This window comes from Paenibacillus enshidis, from assembly GCF_042136365.1.
Lineage (GTDB): Bacteria > Bacillota > Bacilli > Paenibacillales > Paenibacillaceae > Paenibacillus > Paenibacillus enshidis.
Map to the genome: position 1 here is coordinate 1 of NZ_JBHHMI010000045.1, position 16210 is coordinate 16210.

Annotated in this window: 11 protein-coding genes; 5 read left to right on the forward strand and 6 right to left on the reverse strand. The window is 50.6% G+C overall.

Annotated features, from left to right (window positions below; all coding sequences use genetic code 11):
- Positions 1 to 261: 261 nt before the first annotated feature.
- On the forward strand, positions 262 to 2031 hold the full coding sequence (locus ACE41H_RS24340) for an ABC transporter ATP-binding protein (protein ID WP_375358159.1): 1770 nt from the start codon (positions 262 to 264) through the stop codon (positions 2029 to 2031).
- Complete coding sequence (locus ACE41H_RS24345; protein WP_375358160.1) at positions 1997 to 3808, forward strand: ABC transporter ATP-binding protein; 1812 nt, start codon at positions 1997 to 1999, stop codon at positions 3806 to 3808. The genes ACE41H_RS24340 and ACE41H_RS24345 overlap by 35 nt, the downstream gene beginning before the upstream one ends.
- 165 nt (positions 3809 to 3973) lie before the next feature.
- Here ACE41H_RS24345 and mmsB read toward each other — a convergent pair whose 3' ends face one another.
- Genes mmsB through chvE form a run of 3 tightly spaced genes read right to left on the reverse strand, consistent with a single transcriptional unit; the run spans position 3974 to position 7815 of the window.
- On the reverse strand, positions 3974 to 5137 hold the full coding sequence (gene mmsB / locus ACE41H_RS24350; RefSeq protein ID WP_375358161.1) for a multiple monosaccharide ABC transporter permease: 1164 nt from the start codon (positions 5135 to 5137) through the stop codon (positions 3974 to 3976).
- A 2-nt stretch (positions 5138 to 5139) separates the two neighbouring features.
- On the reverse strand, positions 5140 to 6672 hold the full coding sequence (mmsA, locus tag ACE41H_RS24355; protein ID WP_375358162.1) for a multiple monosaccharide ABC transporter ATP-binding protein: 1533 nt from the start codon (positions 6670 to 6672) through the stop codon (positions 5140 to 5142).
- 60 nt (positions 6673 to 6732) lie between these two features.
- Positions 6733 to 7815 (reverse strand): multiple monosaccharide ABC transporter substrate-binding protein, encoded by a 1083-nt coding sequence (gene chvE / locus ACE41H_RS24360; RefSeq protein WP_375358163.1) that lies wholly within the window; start codon positions 7813 to 7815, stop codon positions 6733 to 6735.
- Between the two features lie 505 nt (positions 7816 to 8320).
- Here chvE and ACE41H_RS24365 point away from each other — a divergent pair.
- Complete coding sequence (locus ACE41H_RS24365; protein WP_375358164.1) at positions 8321 to 9583, forward strand: AAA family ATPase; 1263 nt, start codon at positions 8321 to 8323, stop codon at positions 9581 to 9583.
- 3 nt (positions 9584 to 9586) lie between these two features.
- Positions 9587 to 10270 (forward strand): RloB family protein, encoded by a 684-nt coding sequence (locus tag ACE41H_RS24370; RefSeq protein ID WP_375358165.1) that lies wholly within the window; start codon positions 9587 to 9589, stop codon positions 10268 to 10270.
- Positions 10271 to 10358: 88 nt separating this feature from the next.
- On the opposite strand, the gene ACE41H_RS24375 is transcribed toward ACE41H_RS24370, so the two are convergent.
- The 3 genes from ACE41H_RS24375 to ACE41H_RS24385 are packed head-to-tail and all read right to left on the reverse strand — an operon-like array spanning position 10359 to position 14491.
- A complete protein-coding gene (locus tag ACE41H_RS24375; RefSeq protein ID WP_375358166.1) occupies positions 10359 to 11567 on the reverse strand; it encodes a response regulator transcription factor in 1209 nt (402 codons plus the stop codon).
- Positions 11536 to 13494, reverse strand: coding sequence for a cache domain-containing sensor histidine kinase (locus tag ACE41H_RS24380; protein WP_375358167.1), 1959 nt, complete (start codon positions 13492 to 13494; stop codon positions 11536 to 11538). Before ACE41H_RS24380 ends, ACE41H_RS24375 begins: the two co-directional genes overlap by 32 nt.
- Positions 13484 to 14491, reverse strand: coding sequence for a substrate-binding domain-containing protein (locus ACE41H_RS24385; protein WP_375358168.1), 1008 nt, complete (start codon positions 14489 to 14491; stop codon positions 13484 to 13486). The genes ACE41H_RS24380 and ACE41H_RS24385 overlap by 11 nt, the downstream gene beginning before the upstream one ends.
- A 217-nt stretch (positions 14492 to 14708) precedes the next feature.
- Here ACE41H_RS24385 and ACE41H_RS24390 point away from each other — a divergent pair, with 217 nt between their 5' ends.
- Positions 14709 to 15908 (forward strand): acyltransferase, encoded by a 1200-nt coding sequence (locus ACE41H_RS24390; protein ID WP_375358169.1) that lies wholly within the window; start codon positions 14709 to 14711, stop codon positions 15906 to 15908.
- Positions 15909 to 16210 lie beyond the last annotated feature (302 nt).

Consider the following 16210-nt stretch of genomic DNA (forward strand, 5'->3'; position numbering starts at 1 on the left):
CTGAATTCAAGATTCGATGTCGAGTCCGCTTCCTGACTTCCTTCGTGATCAAAAGATGACTTTTTGAACTACCTCTTGTAGTCTATACGTACATAGCATAGAAAAAGATACAGCCCGACGTTGACAACTCCGTTCTTTTTCGCAAGAATATGTAATGATATACAGAACGGAAAATATTCGCTTGAAAGGGCACGGCGCGTCAGGAGGAGCGCCTGCCCTTTTCTTGCCTGACGGTTTATCCGTCCGAAAGGAGCGAGCCCTTTGAACGATAAGGAACTATTAAAGGATTATGTCAGAAAGCATTGGGCGGTATACATGGCCGCTGTTCTGCTCATCATCGCCTCCAATATCGATCAAGCCCTGCTTCCGCTGCTGCTTGGCCGTTTTACCGACCGTCTCCAGCAGGATCTGCTCACCATGCAGGATGTGATCCGCTACAGTCTGCTGCTGCTTGCCGTTGCCGTATCCTACAATGTACTGTTTGCGCTCGGGCAGTACACCGTTATGAAATTGGGCAGACGTTTTGAATTTTTCACACGCGACAAGCTGTTCGGCAAATTTTCCGAGCTTGGTGTACAGTACTATGCCAAGCAGGGCAACGGCAAGCTGCTCAGCTATGTCATGAACGACGTGACCTATGTGCGGGAAGCCATTTCTAATGGTATTACCCAGACAACAAACGCCGTTTTTTTACTTCTCTCCTGTGTCGTGATGATGCTGGCGAGCGGAATACCTCCCCTGCTCATCTGTATTAGTGCGGGGCCACTGATGCTGATCCCTTTTCTCGTCGTCTACTTCGGCCCGCGCATTCGTGACCGATCCAGGCGTGTGCAGGAGACGATTGCGGCCATGACGGAAGCGGCCGAGGAGCAGCTTGGTGGCATCCGGGTCTCCAAAACGTTCGCCGTCGAAGACATCACTCGTGAGCGTTTTGGGGCAAAGGTGGACGACATTACAGAGAAGCAACTGAAGCTTGTGCGGATGTCCTCACTGTTTCAGGCACTGCTTCCGTTTCTCGGCTCCATCTCGCTTGTCATTTCGCTGCTTACCGGCGGTATGATGGTCATGCACGGCAGCGTTACACTCGGCAGCTTTGTGGCCCTTATCCTGTATTTGCGCATCATCGCGGGACCGCTGCAGCAGATCGGCAATGTCATTAACATGATGCAGCGCTCAGGCGCCTCCCTGGAAAGGGTAAATAAGCTGATGGCTGAAATGCCCGACGTCCGCGACCGCGATCAAGCGGTGACTCTTTCCTCCGTTCAACATATTGCGCTGCGCGGTCTGACCTTCAGCTATCCAGGAAGCAGCCAGCCGTCCCTTAAGGATCTGAACCTGCTGATCCGCGAGGGGCAGACCCTTGGCATTGTGGGCAGGACTGGCAGCGGGAAGAGCACTCTTATCCATTTGCTGCTGCGCATTTATGACCCTCCCGAGGGAAGCGTATGGATCAATGGCAGTGACATTCATGAATACTCGCTTGACAGCCTTCGTTCCACCATTGCTTATGTGCCGCAGGACGGCTTCCTGTTCAGCACCACCATTCGCGACAACATTGCGTTCAGCGACCGTTCCGCACCCATGCGCCACATCGAGGATGGGGCCAGGCAGGCGATGATTTATGACAATATCATCCGCTTTCCCGACCGCTTCGAGACACGGCTCGGCGAACGCGGTGTCACCCTGTCTGGCGGGCAGCGGCAGCGCACGAGCCTTGCACGCGGCCTGATCAAAAATTCATCGCTGCTTATTCTGGATGACAGCATGAGCGCCGTGGATGCCATGACGGAGAAGGGCATCCTCGCCAGCCTGCGCAAAATGCGCAAAGGAAAGACGACACTGATCGTCTCGCACCGCATCAGTGCGGTCATGCATGCGGATCATATTATCGTGCTTGAGGAAGGAAGAATGGCGGAATCCGGTACACATGCCGAGCTGCTTGCACGGCAAGGAATTTACGCAGCCATGCACAAACTGCAGGAGGAGGGATTACAGGATGCAGCAGACCAGTACCGTGTCAACAGGTCATGAACCCGAGAGACCGGTGAAGGGCAAAGCGAGTGCGTTTCGCGCCATTTTAAGCTACGCCCGCCCCCATGCCTGGACCTTCACGGCCATCGCGCTGTGCTCGCTGCTCGGAATTTCCGCCGACCTCCTGCAGCCGTATCTCGTAAAAATCGTCATTGATGATCATCTGGCAATCGGGCGGAATGATACCGGCTTTCTGGTCGGAATCAGCCTTGTATATTTCGCTCTGGCAGCTATCAGCTTCGCTTTCACTTATGTGCAAAACAATCTGCTGCAGTATGCTGGACAAAGTGTGGTTGCCCGTATTCGCAAGGATCTGTTTGGTCATATTTCCCGCTTGTCCATGTCTTTCTTCGACCGGTTTCACACCGGCAGTCTCGTAACCAACGTCTCCAGTGACACGGAGACGATCAGCCAGTTCTTCACCCAGGTGCTGCTCAGTCTCATCCGTGACGGCATGATGCTGGTGCTCATTATCTATTTCATGTTCAAACTGGACCCGCTGCTGGCCTGGTATGCAGTACTTATTCTGCCGGTTGTTGCCATCATCGCCGTTTCCTTCCGCTCCTACCTGCGGAGGACCTACCAGCAGGCTCGCAGCCGCTTGTCCCGCCTGATCGCCTTCACGGCCGAGAATCTGGCGGGCATGTTCCTGATTCAGTCCTTCCGGCAGGAGAAGGAGCAAATCCGCCGTTTTGACGAGCAGAACCGGGATTATCTGGCCGCCAACATCCGACAGGTCCGGTCGAACGTGCTGTTTAACAGAACATTCGACATTCTCGGCAATGCCGCGCTGGCGCTCATCGTCTGGCTTGGCGGCAAAGCCGTGCTGGACGGCGCCATCCAGTTCGGGGTGCTGTATGCATTCATCAGTTATATTCGGCAGTTCTTTCAGCCGATCAACCAGATTACATCCCAGTGGAATACCCTGCAATCCACAACAGTGTCCATGGAACGGATTTGGCGGATCTTATCAACAGAGCCGGATGTCCGCGATCCCCGTCCGGAGCAGACTGCCTCTCTGCAGCCGGAGGATGTGAAGGGACGGATCGATTTTGAAAATGTCAGCTTTGGCTACAACCCGGATATGCCGGTCATCACCAATCTCAATCTCCACATTGCACCAGGCCAAATGATCGGTGTCGTAGGCGCGACAGGAGCCGGCAAAAGCACCTTGATCAGCCTGCTCAACCGCTTCTACGATAGATCGGAGGGCAGCATCCGGATTGATGGCAACGATATCCGCAGTATCCCGCAGGAGCTTCTGCACCGGATGGTCGGCTTGATTCAGCAGGAGCCGTTCCTGTTCTCCGGCTCCATCATCGACAATGTGCGGCTGTTCCGGCAGGACATTTCCCGTGAGCAGGTCATCGAAGCCTGCCGCTTCGTCGGAGCTCATCCGATGATCGGGCGGCTCCCGGCAGGCTATGACACCCTGCTGTCCGAACGTGGGAGCGGACTGTCCGCCGGTGAACGGCAGCTGATCTCCTTTGCCCGGATCGTCGTCTTTGAACCGAAAATTCTTATTCTGGATGAAGCAACTGCCAATCTGGATTCACATACCGAGCAGCTCGTGCAGCAGGCCCTGCACACCGTTTCCACTGGACGCACCACCATCGTCATCGCCCACCGCCTGTCCACGGTCATGCATGCAGACAACATCATCGCCATGAAGGACGGGCAGATCGTCGAGCAAGGCACACATGGAACGCTGATGGCCCTGGACGGGTATTATGCGGACCTGTACCGTCACGCGAAGGAAGCAGGCAGCGCAGGTTAACACGGCTTTTTCACGGTTCACGGCATCCGCTCCCGGCTGCAGCTGCGGATATACACAACAAACGGCAAGCCCGCTCTTCCCAAAGGAGATCAGGCTTGCCGTTTTTTTACCTTACATCAGTTGCTGTGTCTGACAGGGCTTAAGTTTATGAAGCAAGCGGAAAGGTTATACAGCCCGTTTATTCTTGTTGTATATATCAAATGCCACAGCCAGCAGCAATACGAGTCCTTTAATGCCCTGCTGCCAGTCGATACCGAGACCGATCAGCGACATCCCGTTGTTCAGCACGCCCATAACGAGGCCGCCGATAATGGCGCCGAACACGGTGCCGATCCCGCCCGAAGCCGAAGCGCCGCCGATGAAGCAGGCCGCAATGGCGTCAAGCTCGAAGTTGGTGCCCGCCCGCGGCGTCGCCGCATTCAGACGGGCAGCGAAGATCAGACCCGAGACGGCGGACAGCACGCCCATGTTCACAAACACCCAGAAGGTGACTTTTTTCGTTTTGACACCGGATAAGCCTGCTGCTTTTTCGCTGCCGCCCAGCGCATAGATATGGCGTCCCATAATCGTCCGGTTCATCACGAAGGAGTACACCACGATCAGGATAAAGAGCAGCACAAGAATGTTGGGAATCCCGGAATAGCTGGCAAGTACAATCGTGAATGCGTTAATGATCGCAGCCACAACCACCAGCTTCAGAATGAACAGCCCCTGCGGGGACAGTTCAAATCCGTACTTGCTCTGCGCCTTGCGGTCGCGCAGCTCGTTAATGATATACCAGACGGTCAGCACGATCCCGGCGAGAATGGCTACCATATTCATGCCCGACCCGCCGAAGCCCGGGATAAAGCCTGAGCTGATCTTCTGGAACCCGCCCGGGAAAGGGGAGATCGACTGCCCTTCCAGCACGATCATCGTCAAACCGCGGAACAACAGCATACCGGCCAGTGTGACGATAAAGGCGGGAATCCGCACATAGGCAACCCAGAAGCCCTGCCATGCCCCGATCAGCCCCCCGATGATCAGGGATGCGATGACAGCGAGCCATGGCGGAAGCTGCATATCCACCATCATGATGGCTGAAATTGCGCCTACAAAAGCGGCGATGGACCCGACCGACAGATCGATGTGTCCCGTAATGATGACAAGCACCATGCCGATGGCCAGTACGAGAATATAGCTGTTTTGCAAAATCAGATTCGTAATATTGATCGGCTGCAGCAGCAGTCCGCCAGTAAGGATTTCAAACAGGAGCATAATGACAACAAGCGCGATAATCATGCCGTATTGGCGGACATTGCCTTTGAACATTTTCGATATGGTTTCCATGCTTATACCCCTCCCGACTTGGTCATATATCTCATCAATACTTCCTGCGATGCCTCTTCCCGGCTGACTTCACCGGTAATTTGTCCGGCGTTCATGACATAAATCCGGTCAGACAAGCCCAGCACCTCGGGAAGCTCGGAGGAAATGACCAGCACACCTTTGCCCTCGGCAGCCAGCTTGTGAATGATCGTATAAATTTCAAATTTGGCCCCGACGTCAATGCCCCGTGTCGGTTCATCCAGGATCAGAATATCCGGATCGGCGAAAATCCATTTGCCCAACACGACCTTCTGCTGGTTGCCACCGCTGAGATTGCCCGTTTTCTGCAAAATGCTCGGTGCCTTGATGTTCATTCGTTTACGCATATCCTCCGCCACCAGCACTTCTTCACGTTCGTTCACGACCATACCGTTTGTCAGCTTGGCAAGGCCGGTCAGAGAGATATTACGTTTGATATCATCCATCAGAATGAGCCCGTACTCCTTCCGGTCCTCCGTCACATAGGCAAAACCGTTGTCAATGGCCTCATTAATCGTATGGTTGCGGATCTCCCTGCCCTCCTTCAGAAGGGTGCCGCTGATGTTCCTGCCGTAGGATTTGCCGAAAATGCTCATGGCCAGCTCCGTGCGACCAGCCCCCATCAATCCCGCAATGCCGACGATTTCACCTTTACGGATGTTCATATTCACCCGGTCCAGCACCTTGCGGTCCGCATGATGCTCGTGGTATACCGTCCAATCCTTGATCTCCAGGATTACGTCCCCAATCTTCGGATCGCGTTCAGGATAACGATGTGTCAGGTCACGGCCCACCATGCCGCTGATGATGCGGTCTTCGGTCACCTCGTCCTGCTTCATGTCCATCGTCTCGATCGTTTTGCCGTCACGCAGTATCGTAATGGAATCGGACACCTTGGCCACTTCGTTCAGCTTGTGCGAGATCAGAATGCAGGAGATGCCCTGTTTCTTGAATTCAAGCATCAGGTTCAACAGATTTTCACTGTCGTCTTCATTCAGGGCGGCAGTCGGCTCATCCAAAATGAGGAGCTTCACCCTTTTGGACAGCGCTTTCGCAATTTCCACCAGCTGCTGCTTGCCGACCCCGATATTGGTCACCAGCGTATTCGGATTTTCGTGCAGTCCGACCTTGGCCAGCAGCTCCCTTGTGCGGACCTGTGTCTCATGCCAGTTAATAATGCCGCGGCTGGCACGTTCATTGCCGAGAAAAATATTTTCCGCAATGGACAGGTCCGGGATCAATGCCAGCTCCTGATGGATGATAACGATGCCAAGCTCTTCGCTGTCCTTGATATTTTTAAATTCGCATACCTTGCCCTCGAACAGGATATCGCCTTCATACGTTCCGTGGGGATACACGCCGCTCAGCACCTTCATCAGTGTGGACTTGCCTGCCCCGTTCTCTCCGCAAAGGGAGTGAATTTCCCCCGCTTTGACCTTCAGATTGACATTCTCCAGCGCCTTCACGCCGGGAAAGGTCTTCGTAATGTTTCGCATTTCCAGAATCGTTCCGGACATTCCGTCATCGCTCCCTTCATGAAACCAATTGTGCTGCACCGTTTGCCGTTCTGCCGGCCGTTAAAGCCCGATTTCCTCAGCAGTGTAATATCCGGTCCCCACAATGTCTTTTTCCACATTCGTCCTGTCCACGGATACCGGTTCAAGCAAATAAGCAGGGACAACCATGATGCCGTTATCATAAGAAGTCGTATCGTTTACCTCCGCCTTTTCCCCTTTCAGAATACTGTTGGCCATTTTCACTGTCTGCTCGGCCAGCTTGCGCGTATCCTTGAATACCGTCATCGTCTGCTCACCGGCTACAATCGATTTGATGGAGGCCAGCTCCGCATCCTGCCCGGTGATGACTGGCAGAGGTTTGCTCTCCGTACCGTAGCCGATGCCCTTCAGGGAAGAAATGATCCCGATGCTGATGCCGTCATAAGGGGACAGCACCGCGTCAAGGTTCTCCGCCGAATAGTAAGCGCTCAGCAAATTGTCCATGCGCGACTGAGCCAGTGCCCCGTCCCAGCGCAGCGTCGCAATCTGTGCCATCGTCATCTGCTTGCTTCTTACGACCAGCTTGCCGGAATCGATGTAGGGCTGCAGCACGGACATGGCTCCGTCAAAGAAAAAGTAGGCATTATTGTCATCCGGCGAACCACCGAATAATTCAATATTGAAAGGCCCCTTGCCTTCCTTCAGCCCGAGCTTTTCCTCGATATAGGAGCCCTGGAGCTGGCCTACCTTGAAATTGTCGAAGGTCGCATAGTAGGTCAAATATTCGGTATTACGAATCAGCCGGTCATATGAAATGACCGCAATCCCCTGATCATGGGCCTTCTTGATCACGTCCGTCAGCGTATTGCCGTCAATGGAGGCAATCACGATGACATCCACACCCTTGGTGATCATGTTCTCGATCTGGGCAATCTGGTTCTCAATTACATCCTCGGCATACTGCAGATCGGTTTTGTAACCCTGCTCCTGGAACAGGCGCACCATATTTTCACCGTCCGCTACCCAGCGCTCGGAGGACTTGGTCGGCATCGCGATGCCGATGTAACCTTTTTCTTTATCTCCCGCACTGCTTTCCGCCAAATTGCAAGCGGTGCATACGACAGCCAGCAGGAGAACGAGCAGCACAACAGCCCCTTTTTTCATGCGGAACTCTCCTTCCTTGATACTGACCTGAATGGCAAAATGCAGTTCATTCCAATAAAATAGATAACGCTTTCATTTCTCTGTTTAATATTAACATCGGCTTTTCGCACGGTCTTTGCAGCAAAGCAACCTTTTTTATAAAATTTTAACTTTTTTATTTCAGGATCCCCCAGTAACCCCACACCCGTAATAATACAAAGGTTGTTTTGCTTTCTAGATGCTCAAGCTGAATTTTTTATTTACTGACATGTATCTTTTCAGGAGTCAAACTGTTAAAAAAACTTGCAAAATAAGTTCTTGAATTGCAGTTGAGTTCAGCATCATTTATGACAAAGCACTTCTAAATTTACTAAACTAAAGGAATTCATTGTGCTAATTTTAAAATTCGGATTGCTTAAATGATCTTTTTTTCGTGATTTTCGAAAAAAAGTGGTATATTAAAGTTGATTTATGATAATCATATATATTTGTTGAGATAATTTCGAAGTAATGGAGGTGTCTATTCATGCTTATCATGTTTAGGGCAAAGAACTTTTCATCTTTTGAGGATGAGTTCATACTAGATTTACGTGCTACTTCTTATAGAGAACACCCTTCACACATTAGCAGGAGTAGTAATTTTAATTTATTGAAAACCTTAGTTATTTATGGGGCTAATGCGAGCGGGAAATCAAACTTAATAAGTGCTCTTTATTGTTATGAAGAATATATTTTTAGTCAGCTTTTCCAAGGGAAATCGAATGAGAATTCCTCTAATGATCTTGAAGAAATCAATTCAAAACGTTTACCATCTATAAGACCATACTTATTAAAAAAAGAAATTGATAATTGTATTGAGTTCGAAATGATCTTTTTACACAAAGAAATTCTTTTTCAATATGGCTTTTCTTTTGAGCACAAAAAAGTTTTATCTGAGTGGCTAATAATTAATGATGACTTGGTGTATGAACGAGATAACTCAAGTATAATTTATGGGAACAAATATAAAAGTCAACTAAAAAACTTGAATAAATATCGTGAGGATAGATTGTACCTATCTGTGCTGGATTTCTTTGCAACAGACGAGATAAAAAGGTTAGTTGATCTATTTAAAAACTTTTTTCAAGAAAGGTTTAATGTATACTTCGAAGTTATTTTTGAAATAAGTGTTAAAGGTACAATAGGTTCATATGCCTTATATTCTAAACGTTTAATTGAAGATGAGGCGTTTCGAAATAAAGTTGTAGATTATATTAAGGAAATTGATGTTGGGATAGACGATATAATAGTTGAAAGAGTACTTAGAACTAAAAGGGGAGAACAAGAAGAGGAAGATGTAGTAAAAACTGTACATCCCATCTTTAATGAAGAGGGTGAAAAAGTCTCGTCCGAAGTGTTTGATCTTTCTCAAGAATCATCAGGAACTTTGCGTTTTCTTTCCTTCATTCAAGAGATACTAATCTTACTTGAGAATGGTGGAGTATTTATTATTGACGAATTGTCGGCAAGATTACATCCGCTTTTAACAAAGTTTCTAGTCGACTTATTTCAATCAGAAGAGAATTCTAATAATGCACAACTTATTTTTACCACGCATGACACCTCTTTGTTAAATAAAGAGCAATTTAGACGAGATGAAATTTTATTTGTAGACAAAAATAATAAAGGGGAGTCTTCTTTATACTCTTTAGCTGATTTAAAATCAGTTCGAAAAGATGCCTCTTACAGTAAAGATTACTTTAATGGAAAATATGGAGCGATACCAATATTTAAATCCTATAAAAATTAGGTGGTGAATAAAATTCCACGACTAAATCCTTTCGCTCAACGTCAAATTGAAATAAAAGAAAGTAATCTAGGGAGGGTTCTTCTTTTCTGTGAAGGCCCAACTGAACATTATTATTTTGATTATTTTTCAAAGATTATAGAAAAAAACCGAAACAAATATTCCGAATTAGACATAAAATCCATACCCGCTAATGGCAATGCTAAAAGGGTCTTTGATTTCGCAGAAAACTTTTTATCTAACGAGCAGAATGCTCGTAAGTTCAGTGCTTATGAGAAAAATTTAGTTTTCGATTGTGACTCGCCTAAGGACATTCAACAAATAATTACATTAATGAATGCTTCCCCTCATAAATATAACTTACTGTTAACAAATCTCCTTTTTGAAGTGTGGTTACTTATGCATTTTGAGTCACCTGAATATAGCAACTCTAATACTAAAAAGAAAATTTATGAAAGATTATCAAATGCTCTAGGGAAGAACTATAGAAAAGCTTCTTCAGGTATTATTCGACAAATCATTGGGAATGGAGAAAATTTAAAATTAGCAATAAAACATGCTCGTGAAATTGAGAGTAGATTATTTGAACAGAAACTTGATATTGGGCATAATATTGCTGAAATGAATCCCTACACAACATTGCATAGTTTTATGAATAGAATATTAAGCGAAATGCAGAGAGCAAAATGAGAATTGTTCTAGCTTAAACATTATTCAGGAAAATATAATCTGTTTGTTATTTTATATAGGGATAACGATTTCCGTTATCCCTACACGGTTATTTTGCCGCCGATCCCTTGCGGTACTGATTTGGTGATACGCCCATTCTTTTTTTGAACGCCGTGCTGAAGTAATGCTGGCTGTCATAACCCGACAGCAGGGCGATTTCATGCACCGGCAGGCTTGTCGAATCCAGCAGCCGCACCGCCTTGGCAATTCGTGCACCGGTGACCAGGCCGACAAATGAGGTGTTCAGCTCCTTTTTCAGCACCCTGCTCAGATATACAGGCGAGACCTGCAATTGGGAGGCTATCCCTTCCAGCGTCAGCTCCTGATCGGTATAACGCTCCCCGATCAACTGGCGCGCACGCCGGACAAGCGGGGACAGACGCGCTTCCTGATACACCTGCTCCCGACAGCGCCGGTACACTTCCGGAACGGAGGACATGCCACCGCTTACCGCTTCAAAACAAGCCTGAACCGCAATGTTCAGATATTTGCCGACCTCTCTTTCAATCAGCGCTCCGCTTTCTTCCGGCGCTTCCTCCCAAAGGCATATGCCGATCAGTCCCGTCTGATCATGGAAAATGACATGCGGCAGGGGAGAGAGCAGCTCTGAGGCGATATTTTCAGCAGCAAACAGGAAAAGCTGCCTGTCGTTCTCCTTCATAAGCGATTCACGTGCCGCCATGGCAGGCCAGCGGACGACGCCAATCTGTACGGGGACCTTGCGGGGCAGGCGCAGGAAATCCAGCCGCTCCTCCGCTTCGTCCCCAGCCACAAGCCCCTCCATCCATTCCTGGCAAAAGCGCTGCCGCAGCAGCGGGATGTTGCGGTCAATCTGCTCGGAAGCCAGCTTGAGATAATGATCATGCTGCCGTTCCTCATCCAACTCGCGGCCAACCCGGGAGAGCACACTGTGAAGCTGCTTCGGATCCACCGGCTTCAGCAGATAATCCTCCACCCCGAGCCGCAGCGCCTGTTGTGCGAACGCGAATTCATCATGGCCCGAGATGACGACGAAGCGGCAGCCTGGCCGCTCGGCTCGCAGCCGCCGGATTAATTCAATGCCATCCATGAAAGGCATATTCATATCGACCAGCATGATATCGACGGCCTTTTCCAGAGCCAGGGCAAACGCCTCCTCCCCGTCCTCCGCTTCACCGGCCACGGTCATGCCAAGCTCCTCCCAATCGACGGTATCGCGTATTCCTTCCCGAATAATCGGTTCATCATCAGCGATCACCACTTGATACCCTGCTGTCACTCTGATCCCTCCCTGAACCATTTTTCGATACATTCTCATGCAAAAGGGGGTGAACGATCGTTACCCTGGTGCCCTCGCCTGGATTGCTCTCCAGCCGGATGCCGTATTCATCCCCGAAGGCCAGACGGATACGGGCCTGCACATTCAGCATGCCGTAGCTTCTCCCCCCTTGTCCCTCTTCCTGCCCTTCAATCGCCTGCAGCGGGTTCTCCAGCATGCCTTCAAGCTCTCTCAGCCGCTCCTCCGGCATGCCTGCTCCATTGTCAGTGACGGCAAGCAGCAGCCTGCCATCCACGTTGCCCGCTTCGATCCGGATTCTTCCCGGTCCACGCCGCGCCTTGATTCCATGATAGATGGCATTTTCCACAATCGGCTGCAGCAGCAGCTTCAATACATACAAGCTTCCGATCCCGTCCGTGATGTCTATTTCACAGGTGAGACGGTCCCGGTATCGCGTTTTTTGAATGCGCAGGTAGCTTTCGATATGCTCCATTTCTTCCTGGACACGGATCATATCTTCGCCTTTGCTCAGGCCGATACGGAACAGCCTGGACAGAGCTTCCACCATTTCCGCAACATCCTCCGCCCCCTTTTTCCTCGCCATCCAGTGAATCGTATCTAAAGTATTGTATAGAAAATGAGGCTTAATATGAGCCTGCAGGCTCCTGAACTCCGCCTCCCGCTTCTGGCGCTCTTTCAGTTCGTTTAAAGACATCAGTCTGCGGATTTGTGTCAGCATGCGGTTGAAGCTTCTTTCCAGCATGCCGATCTCATCTCCCCTGTCACTATGGCTGCGGATCGTCAGATCCCCCGATTCGGCATGACGCATGCGGGCCATCAGCTGCCGGATCGGATCGGCGATTGAGCGGGACAGTGTGAGGGAGGCGCTGATGCCGATCAGACAGACCGCGAACAGGAAGCAGAAGACATAAAACTGAATTTGCCTAACCTCCATCGCGCCTTCCAACGCCGGAAAGACGCCGACCGTCCGCCAGCCTGTGAAGGAGGATGAACGGTACATAAAGAGCAGCTTTTTCCCATCAACCGTCCTTGTAAAAGAGCCGCTTTCCCCGGAACCGAAGGCTTCAGGCGGAATATGCCTGATCAAGGGCCGGTCGGGCATAAATATACTGCTGCCCTCCGCATCGGTCACCATTAGATATCCCGTCTTGCCCAGCGTCACATCCCGGGCTGTGTGTGATATGGCGCGCAGCTTCAAATCAATCAGAATGACTCCCAGCACCTTGCCCGTTTCCGGATCCGTGTACGAGCGGGCGACCGATATAATTTCGCTGTCCCGGTAGCTGACATGGGAAATAATCCCCCGACCGGCCGGATGTCCGATGACTGTAAATATCCCCTCATTTTCCGCTGCCCGGGCGTACCACGTTTCGCTTGCCAGGCTCTGTTCCCCCTTGGCGTACATTTCATTGCTGATGTAGTCCCCGTGTCCATTCACCAGCATGATACCTGCAATCTCCGGATACAGGGTGGTGAAGCCCTGCAGAAACTGCTTGATGTCATACACATCATTCCTGCTCCCTGCTGTGGCGGTCATCCGCGCGGCCCACCGTTTTCTGGCTTCCGCTTCGTCGCCCGTATAACCATCCGCAGGCGTTTTGCTCTCCATGAACCCGGCCACCTGGGGCTGAAATCCGATCAGATACGTCATATTTTGCAAATTCTCCATCCGGCTGTCCAGCGTTTCGTTCACCTTGCCGATCAACTGCATCGTATGCCCCTCGACCTGGCGCTCGACAATGCGCTCTACGGTCCAGTTCACCAGCAAACCCAGACCGAGCGACGGAACGATGCCGATCATGAGAAACAACACGATCAGCTTGTAGCGAAAGGGCATATCCTTCAGGTTGCGCCAGCCGCTCCTTCTCATGACCGACAGCCTGTCTGTCCATCTGCTATTTGGCATAATAATCATCCACGTTCGCTTTGGTGATCACGGATATACCCGTATCCACCCTGACCGGGAGCGGTGTATTTTGTCCTGATGAAGATGGCGCGGGGACGGTCAATCCGTGATGCAGATGAAACAGGTACTGAAGGGACCAGTAGCCCATATTCCAGGTGCCTTGTCCAATGCTGGCCGAGATAGTGCCTCCCTGAATCATGTCCAGGGTTGCCTTGTTCGTATCAAAGCTGACAATCTTGACTGAGCCGATACGCTTCGCCCCGAGAACCGCTTCACCAGTCCCGGCTCCGCTTGCAGCATCTGTGACAAATATTCCCGACAAATCGGGATATTTTTGCAGCATGCGCGATGCCGCTTCACGCGCATTCACCGGATCACCACGCCCGTCCGCCGTGGCAATGACCTTCATGCCCGGATAGCGGTCCTTAATCGTATCCTTGAAGCCCTGCGTCCGCTCCTCATGATTTTGCTGACTGTTAATCGTTATAATGCCGACGCTTCCTTTCCTTCCCAGCAGCTGAGCCATTTTGTCGGCGGCGGTGACGCCCGCATTATAATTGTCCGTCCCCAGGAAGGAGTAGGCCTGGCTCCCTGGTGAATCCGCGTCAAACAGCACAATGGGAATCCCCGCCTCAACCGCCTTGTTGATGGTTGGCAGGAGCGAATAAGGATCTATGGCTGAGACCGCAATGCCCGCCGGCTTGCGGGCGATCGCCTGTTCCAGGACAAGCCGCTGCTCCTGGGCATCGTAGCGGGTCGCTCCGCGGTATTCAATGGATACTCCCAGCGCATCTGCCGCGTCCTCATAACCTTTAAGAATGCTCTTCCAATATTCCATACCCGACTGAAACGTAATCATCACATAAGTCTCGCCGATATCCCCGTGCAATCCCTGGTCCTCCCAGGCGCCCTTCTCTCGTCCTTCTGCCGCATAGCGGAACAGGTACAGCACAAATACCGCGATGATCAGCATATAAACCAGCAGAGTCTTTTTCATGAAATAATGCTGCCCCCTCCACAGCCGGATATAAAGTTTTATATATATCTGCCTTCGCAATAAATTGTAAACGGATTCACCCCAATTGTGAACCTGCCTGTTTAATATGACTGCCAGTCTGGTGAAAATAAATTAATCAGGACTTAATCTTGAGGGGTTACAATGGACAGGCAGATCGGGATCTAGGCTACAAGACTAAGCAAAAGGGGCAACAACATTGGAAAAAACGTTAAGCAAACCGCGTATTGAGGAATGGACAGAGCTGCGCGGACTGGCGTTTCTGGCGATCGTCCTCCAGCACACTATCGGTGAATACATTTACAGAGCAGACATCCAGCTGCCGGACTCCGTCATGCTGGGCATCATCTATCATTTAACCCGTTTCGGCACGCCAACCTACGCTTTTCTGTCGGCCGCTCTTCTGTTTTATAACTATAAAAGCCGCCCGGCTGCGGAAAATGTGCGCTGGCTCGGTAAAAGATTCGGAGATATCTATGTTCCCTTTATGGTCTGGGCAGTAATTTACTGGGTTGTGTCCCGAAGCTGGTCTGATATCCCGCTGACCGCTCCGGGCTGGTGGCAGAGCTTGCTGCGTGAAATGATCATCCCCGTCAGCGGTTACCATCTCTGGTTTGTCGTGATGATTTTTCAGTTTTATATTCTGTTTCCTTTATTGGGCCGGGTCTGGAACCGAATCAAAGCTTTCTTCCTTAAAGGGGACGGTACGGGGAACGCTGTACGGACAGGTATCATGCTGGGTGTGGTAGGAGCGGCTTATGCCTTGCTCATGCACTGGTCGTATTACGATATGTCTGCCTGGCAGTCCGGGCTGGCGGGCCCGCTGCAGTTTTTACTCCAGCACCGGACGTATATTTTTGTGATGTATTTCTTTTACTTCCTCCTGGGAGCAGTGTGCGCAAGCATGATCCGGTCATGGAGAGAGTTTGCACAGCAGACGCTGCCGTGGAACGCCGTGGTTTTCCTGTTCCTTTTTACGATGATGGGATATACGCTGCTTCGGCAATCAGGGGATGTGATGAACCTGAATATATCCACCTATCTCAAGCCAAGCACGTTTCTGCTTATCGTATCACAGATGCTGCTGCTGTACGGGCTGCTGCTCCGGCCACACCCGGAAGCCGCGCCCGGAAGATTCCGCAGAATGCTGGCATGGATGGGAAAATATTCATTCGGCGCTTACCTGTGCCATGCACTGCTCCTGTATGGTGTCGCCTATTTTACCCGTAGCCTCCCCCTTCAGAACCTGCACCTGGCTGCGGCCGGGGTCAGCTTTGTCATCGTTGCCTGCGCCGCGCTGGGATTGAGCAGACTGCTGTCCTTGCTGCCTGGAGGACACTGGATCGTCGGCGCGAGCGGACGGCCCAGAAGAAAAGAGGCCTCATCCGGCGTGAAGTAACAGCTCCTGCGGGAAAGTGCCGCCTCTGACCTGAACTAAACGGATAGACACGGAACGGCATAAGACGCTGTCCCAAAGAATGGGAACAACTGCAAGCGATTTCTACTTTTTATTTACTCAACTTTCGCAGAGCCCAAATCCACTTCAACCTTTGTAGCTGCTGGGTTCTGAGGAATTCGAATCTCCTTCTAGTGCTGGACAGTCAAGCCGCCAGCCGATCGTGGTAAGACATGTGATACTCGCTTTTCAGGAGCTTTGCACGATTATCCCGTTGGATCAGGTACAGAAAAACAGAAAACCGG

What these genes read in the sequence shown, in the direction of transcription:
- ACE41H_RS24380 (WP_375358167.1), bottom strand. Translation starts at nt 13,494, where the DNA reads ATGCCAAATAGCAGATGGACAGACAGGCTGTCGGTCATGAGAAGGAGC.
- ACE41H_RS24345 (WP_375358160.1), top strand. Translation starts at nt 1,997, where the DNA reads ATGCAGCAGACCAGTACCGTGTCAACAGGTCATGAACCCGAGAGACCG.
- chvE (WP_375358163.1), bottom strand. Translation starts at nt 7,815, where the DNA reads ATGAAAAAAGGGGCTGTTGTGCTGCTCGTTCTCCTGCTGGCTGTCGTA.
- mmsB (WP_375358161.1), bottom strand. Translation starts at nt 5,137, where the DNA reads ATGGAAACCATATCGAAAATGTTCAAAGGCAATGTCCGCCAATACGGC.
- ACE41H_RS24365 (WP_375358164.1), top strand. Translation starts at nt 8,321, where the DNA reads ATGCTTATCATGTTTAGGGCAAAGAACTTTTCATCTTTTGAGGATGAG.
- mmsA (WP_375358162.1), bottom strand. Translation starts at nt 6,672, where the DNA reads ATGTCCGGAACGATTCTGGAAATGCGAAACATTACGAAGACCTTTCCC.
- ACE41H_RS24385 (WP_375358168.1), bottom strand. Translation starts at nt 14,491, where the DNA reads ATGAAAAAGACTCTGCTGGTTTATATGCTGATCATCGCGGTATTTGTG.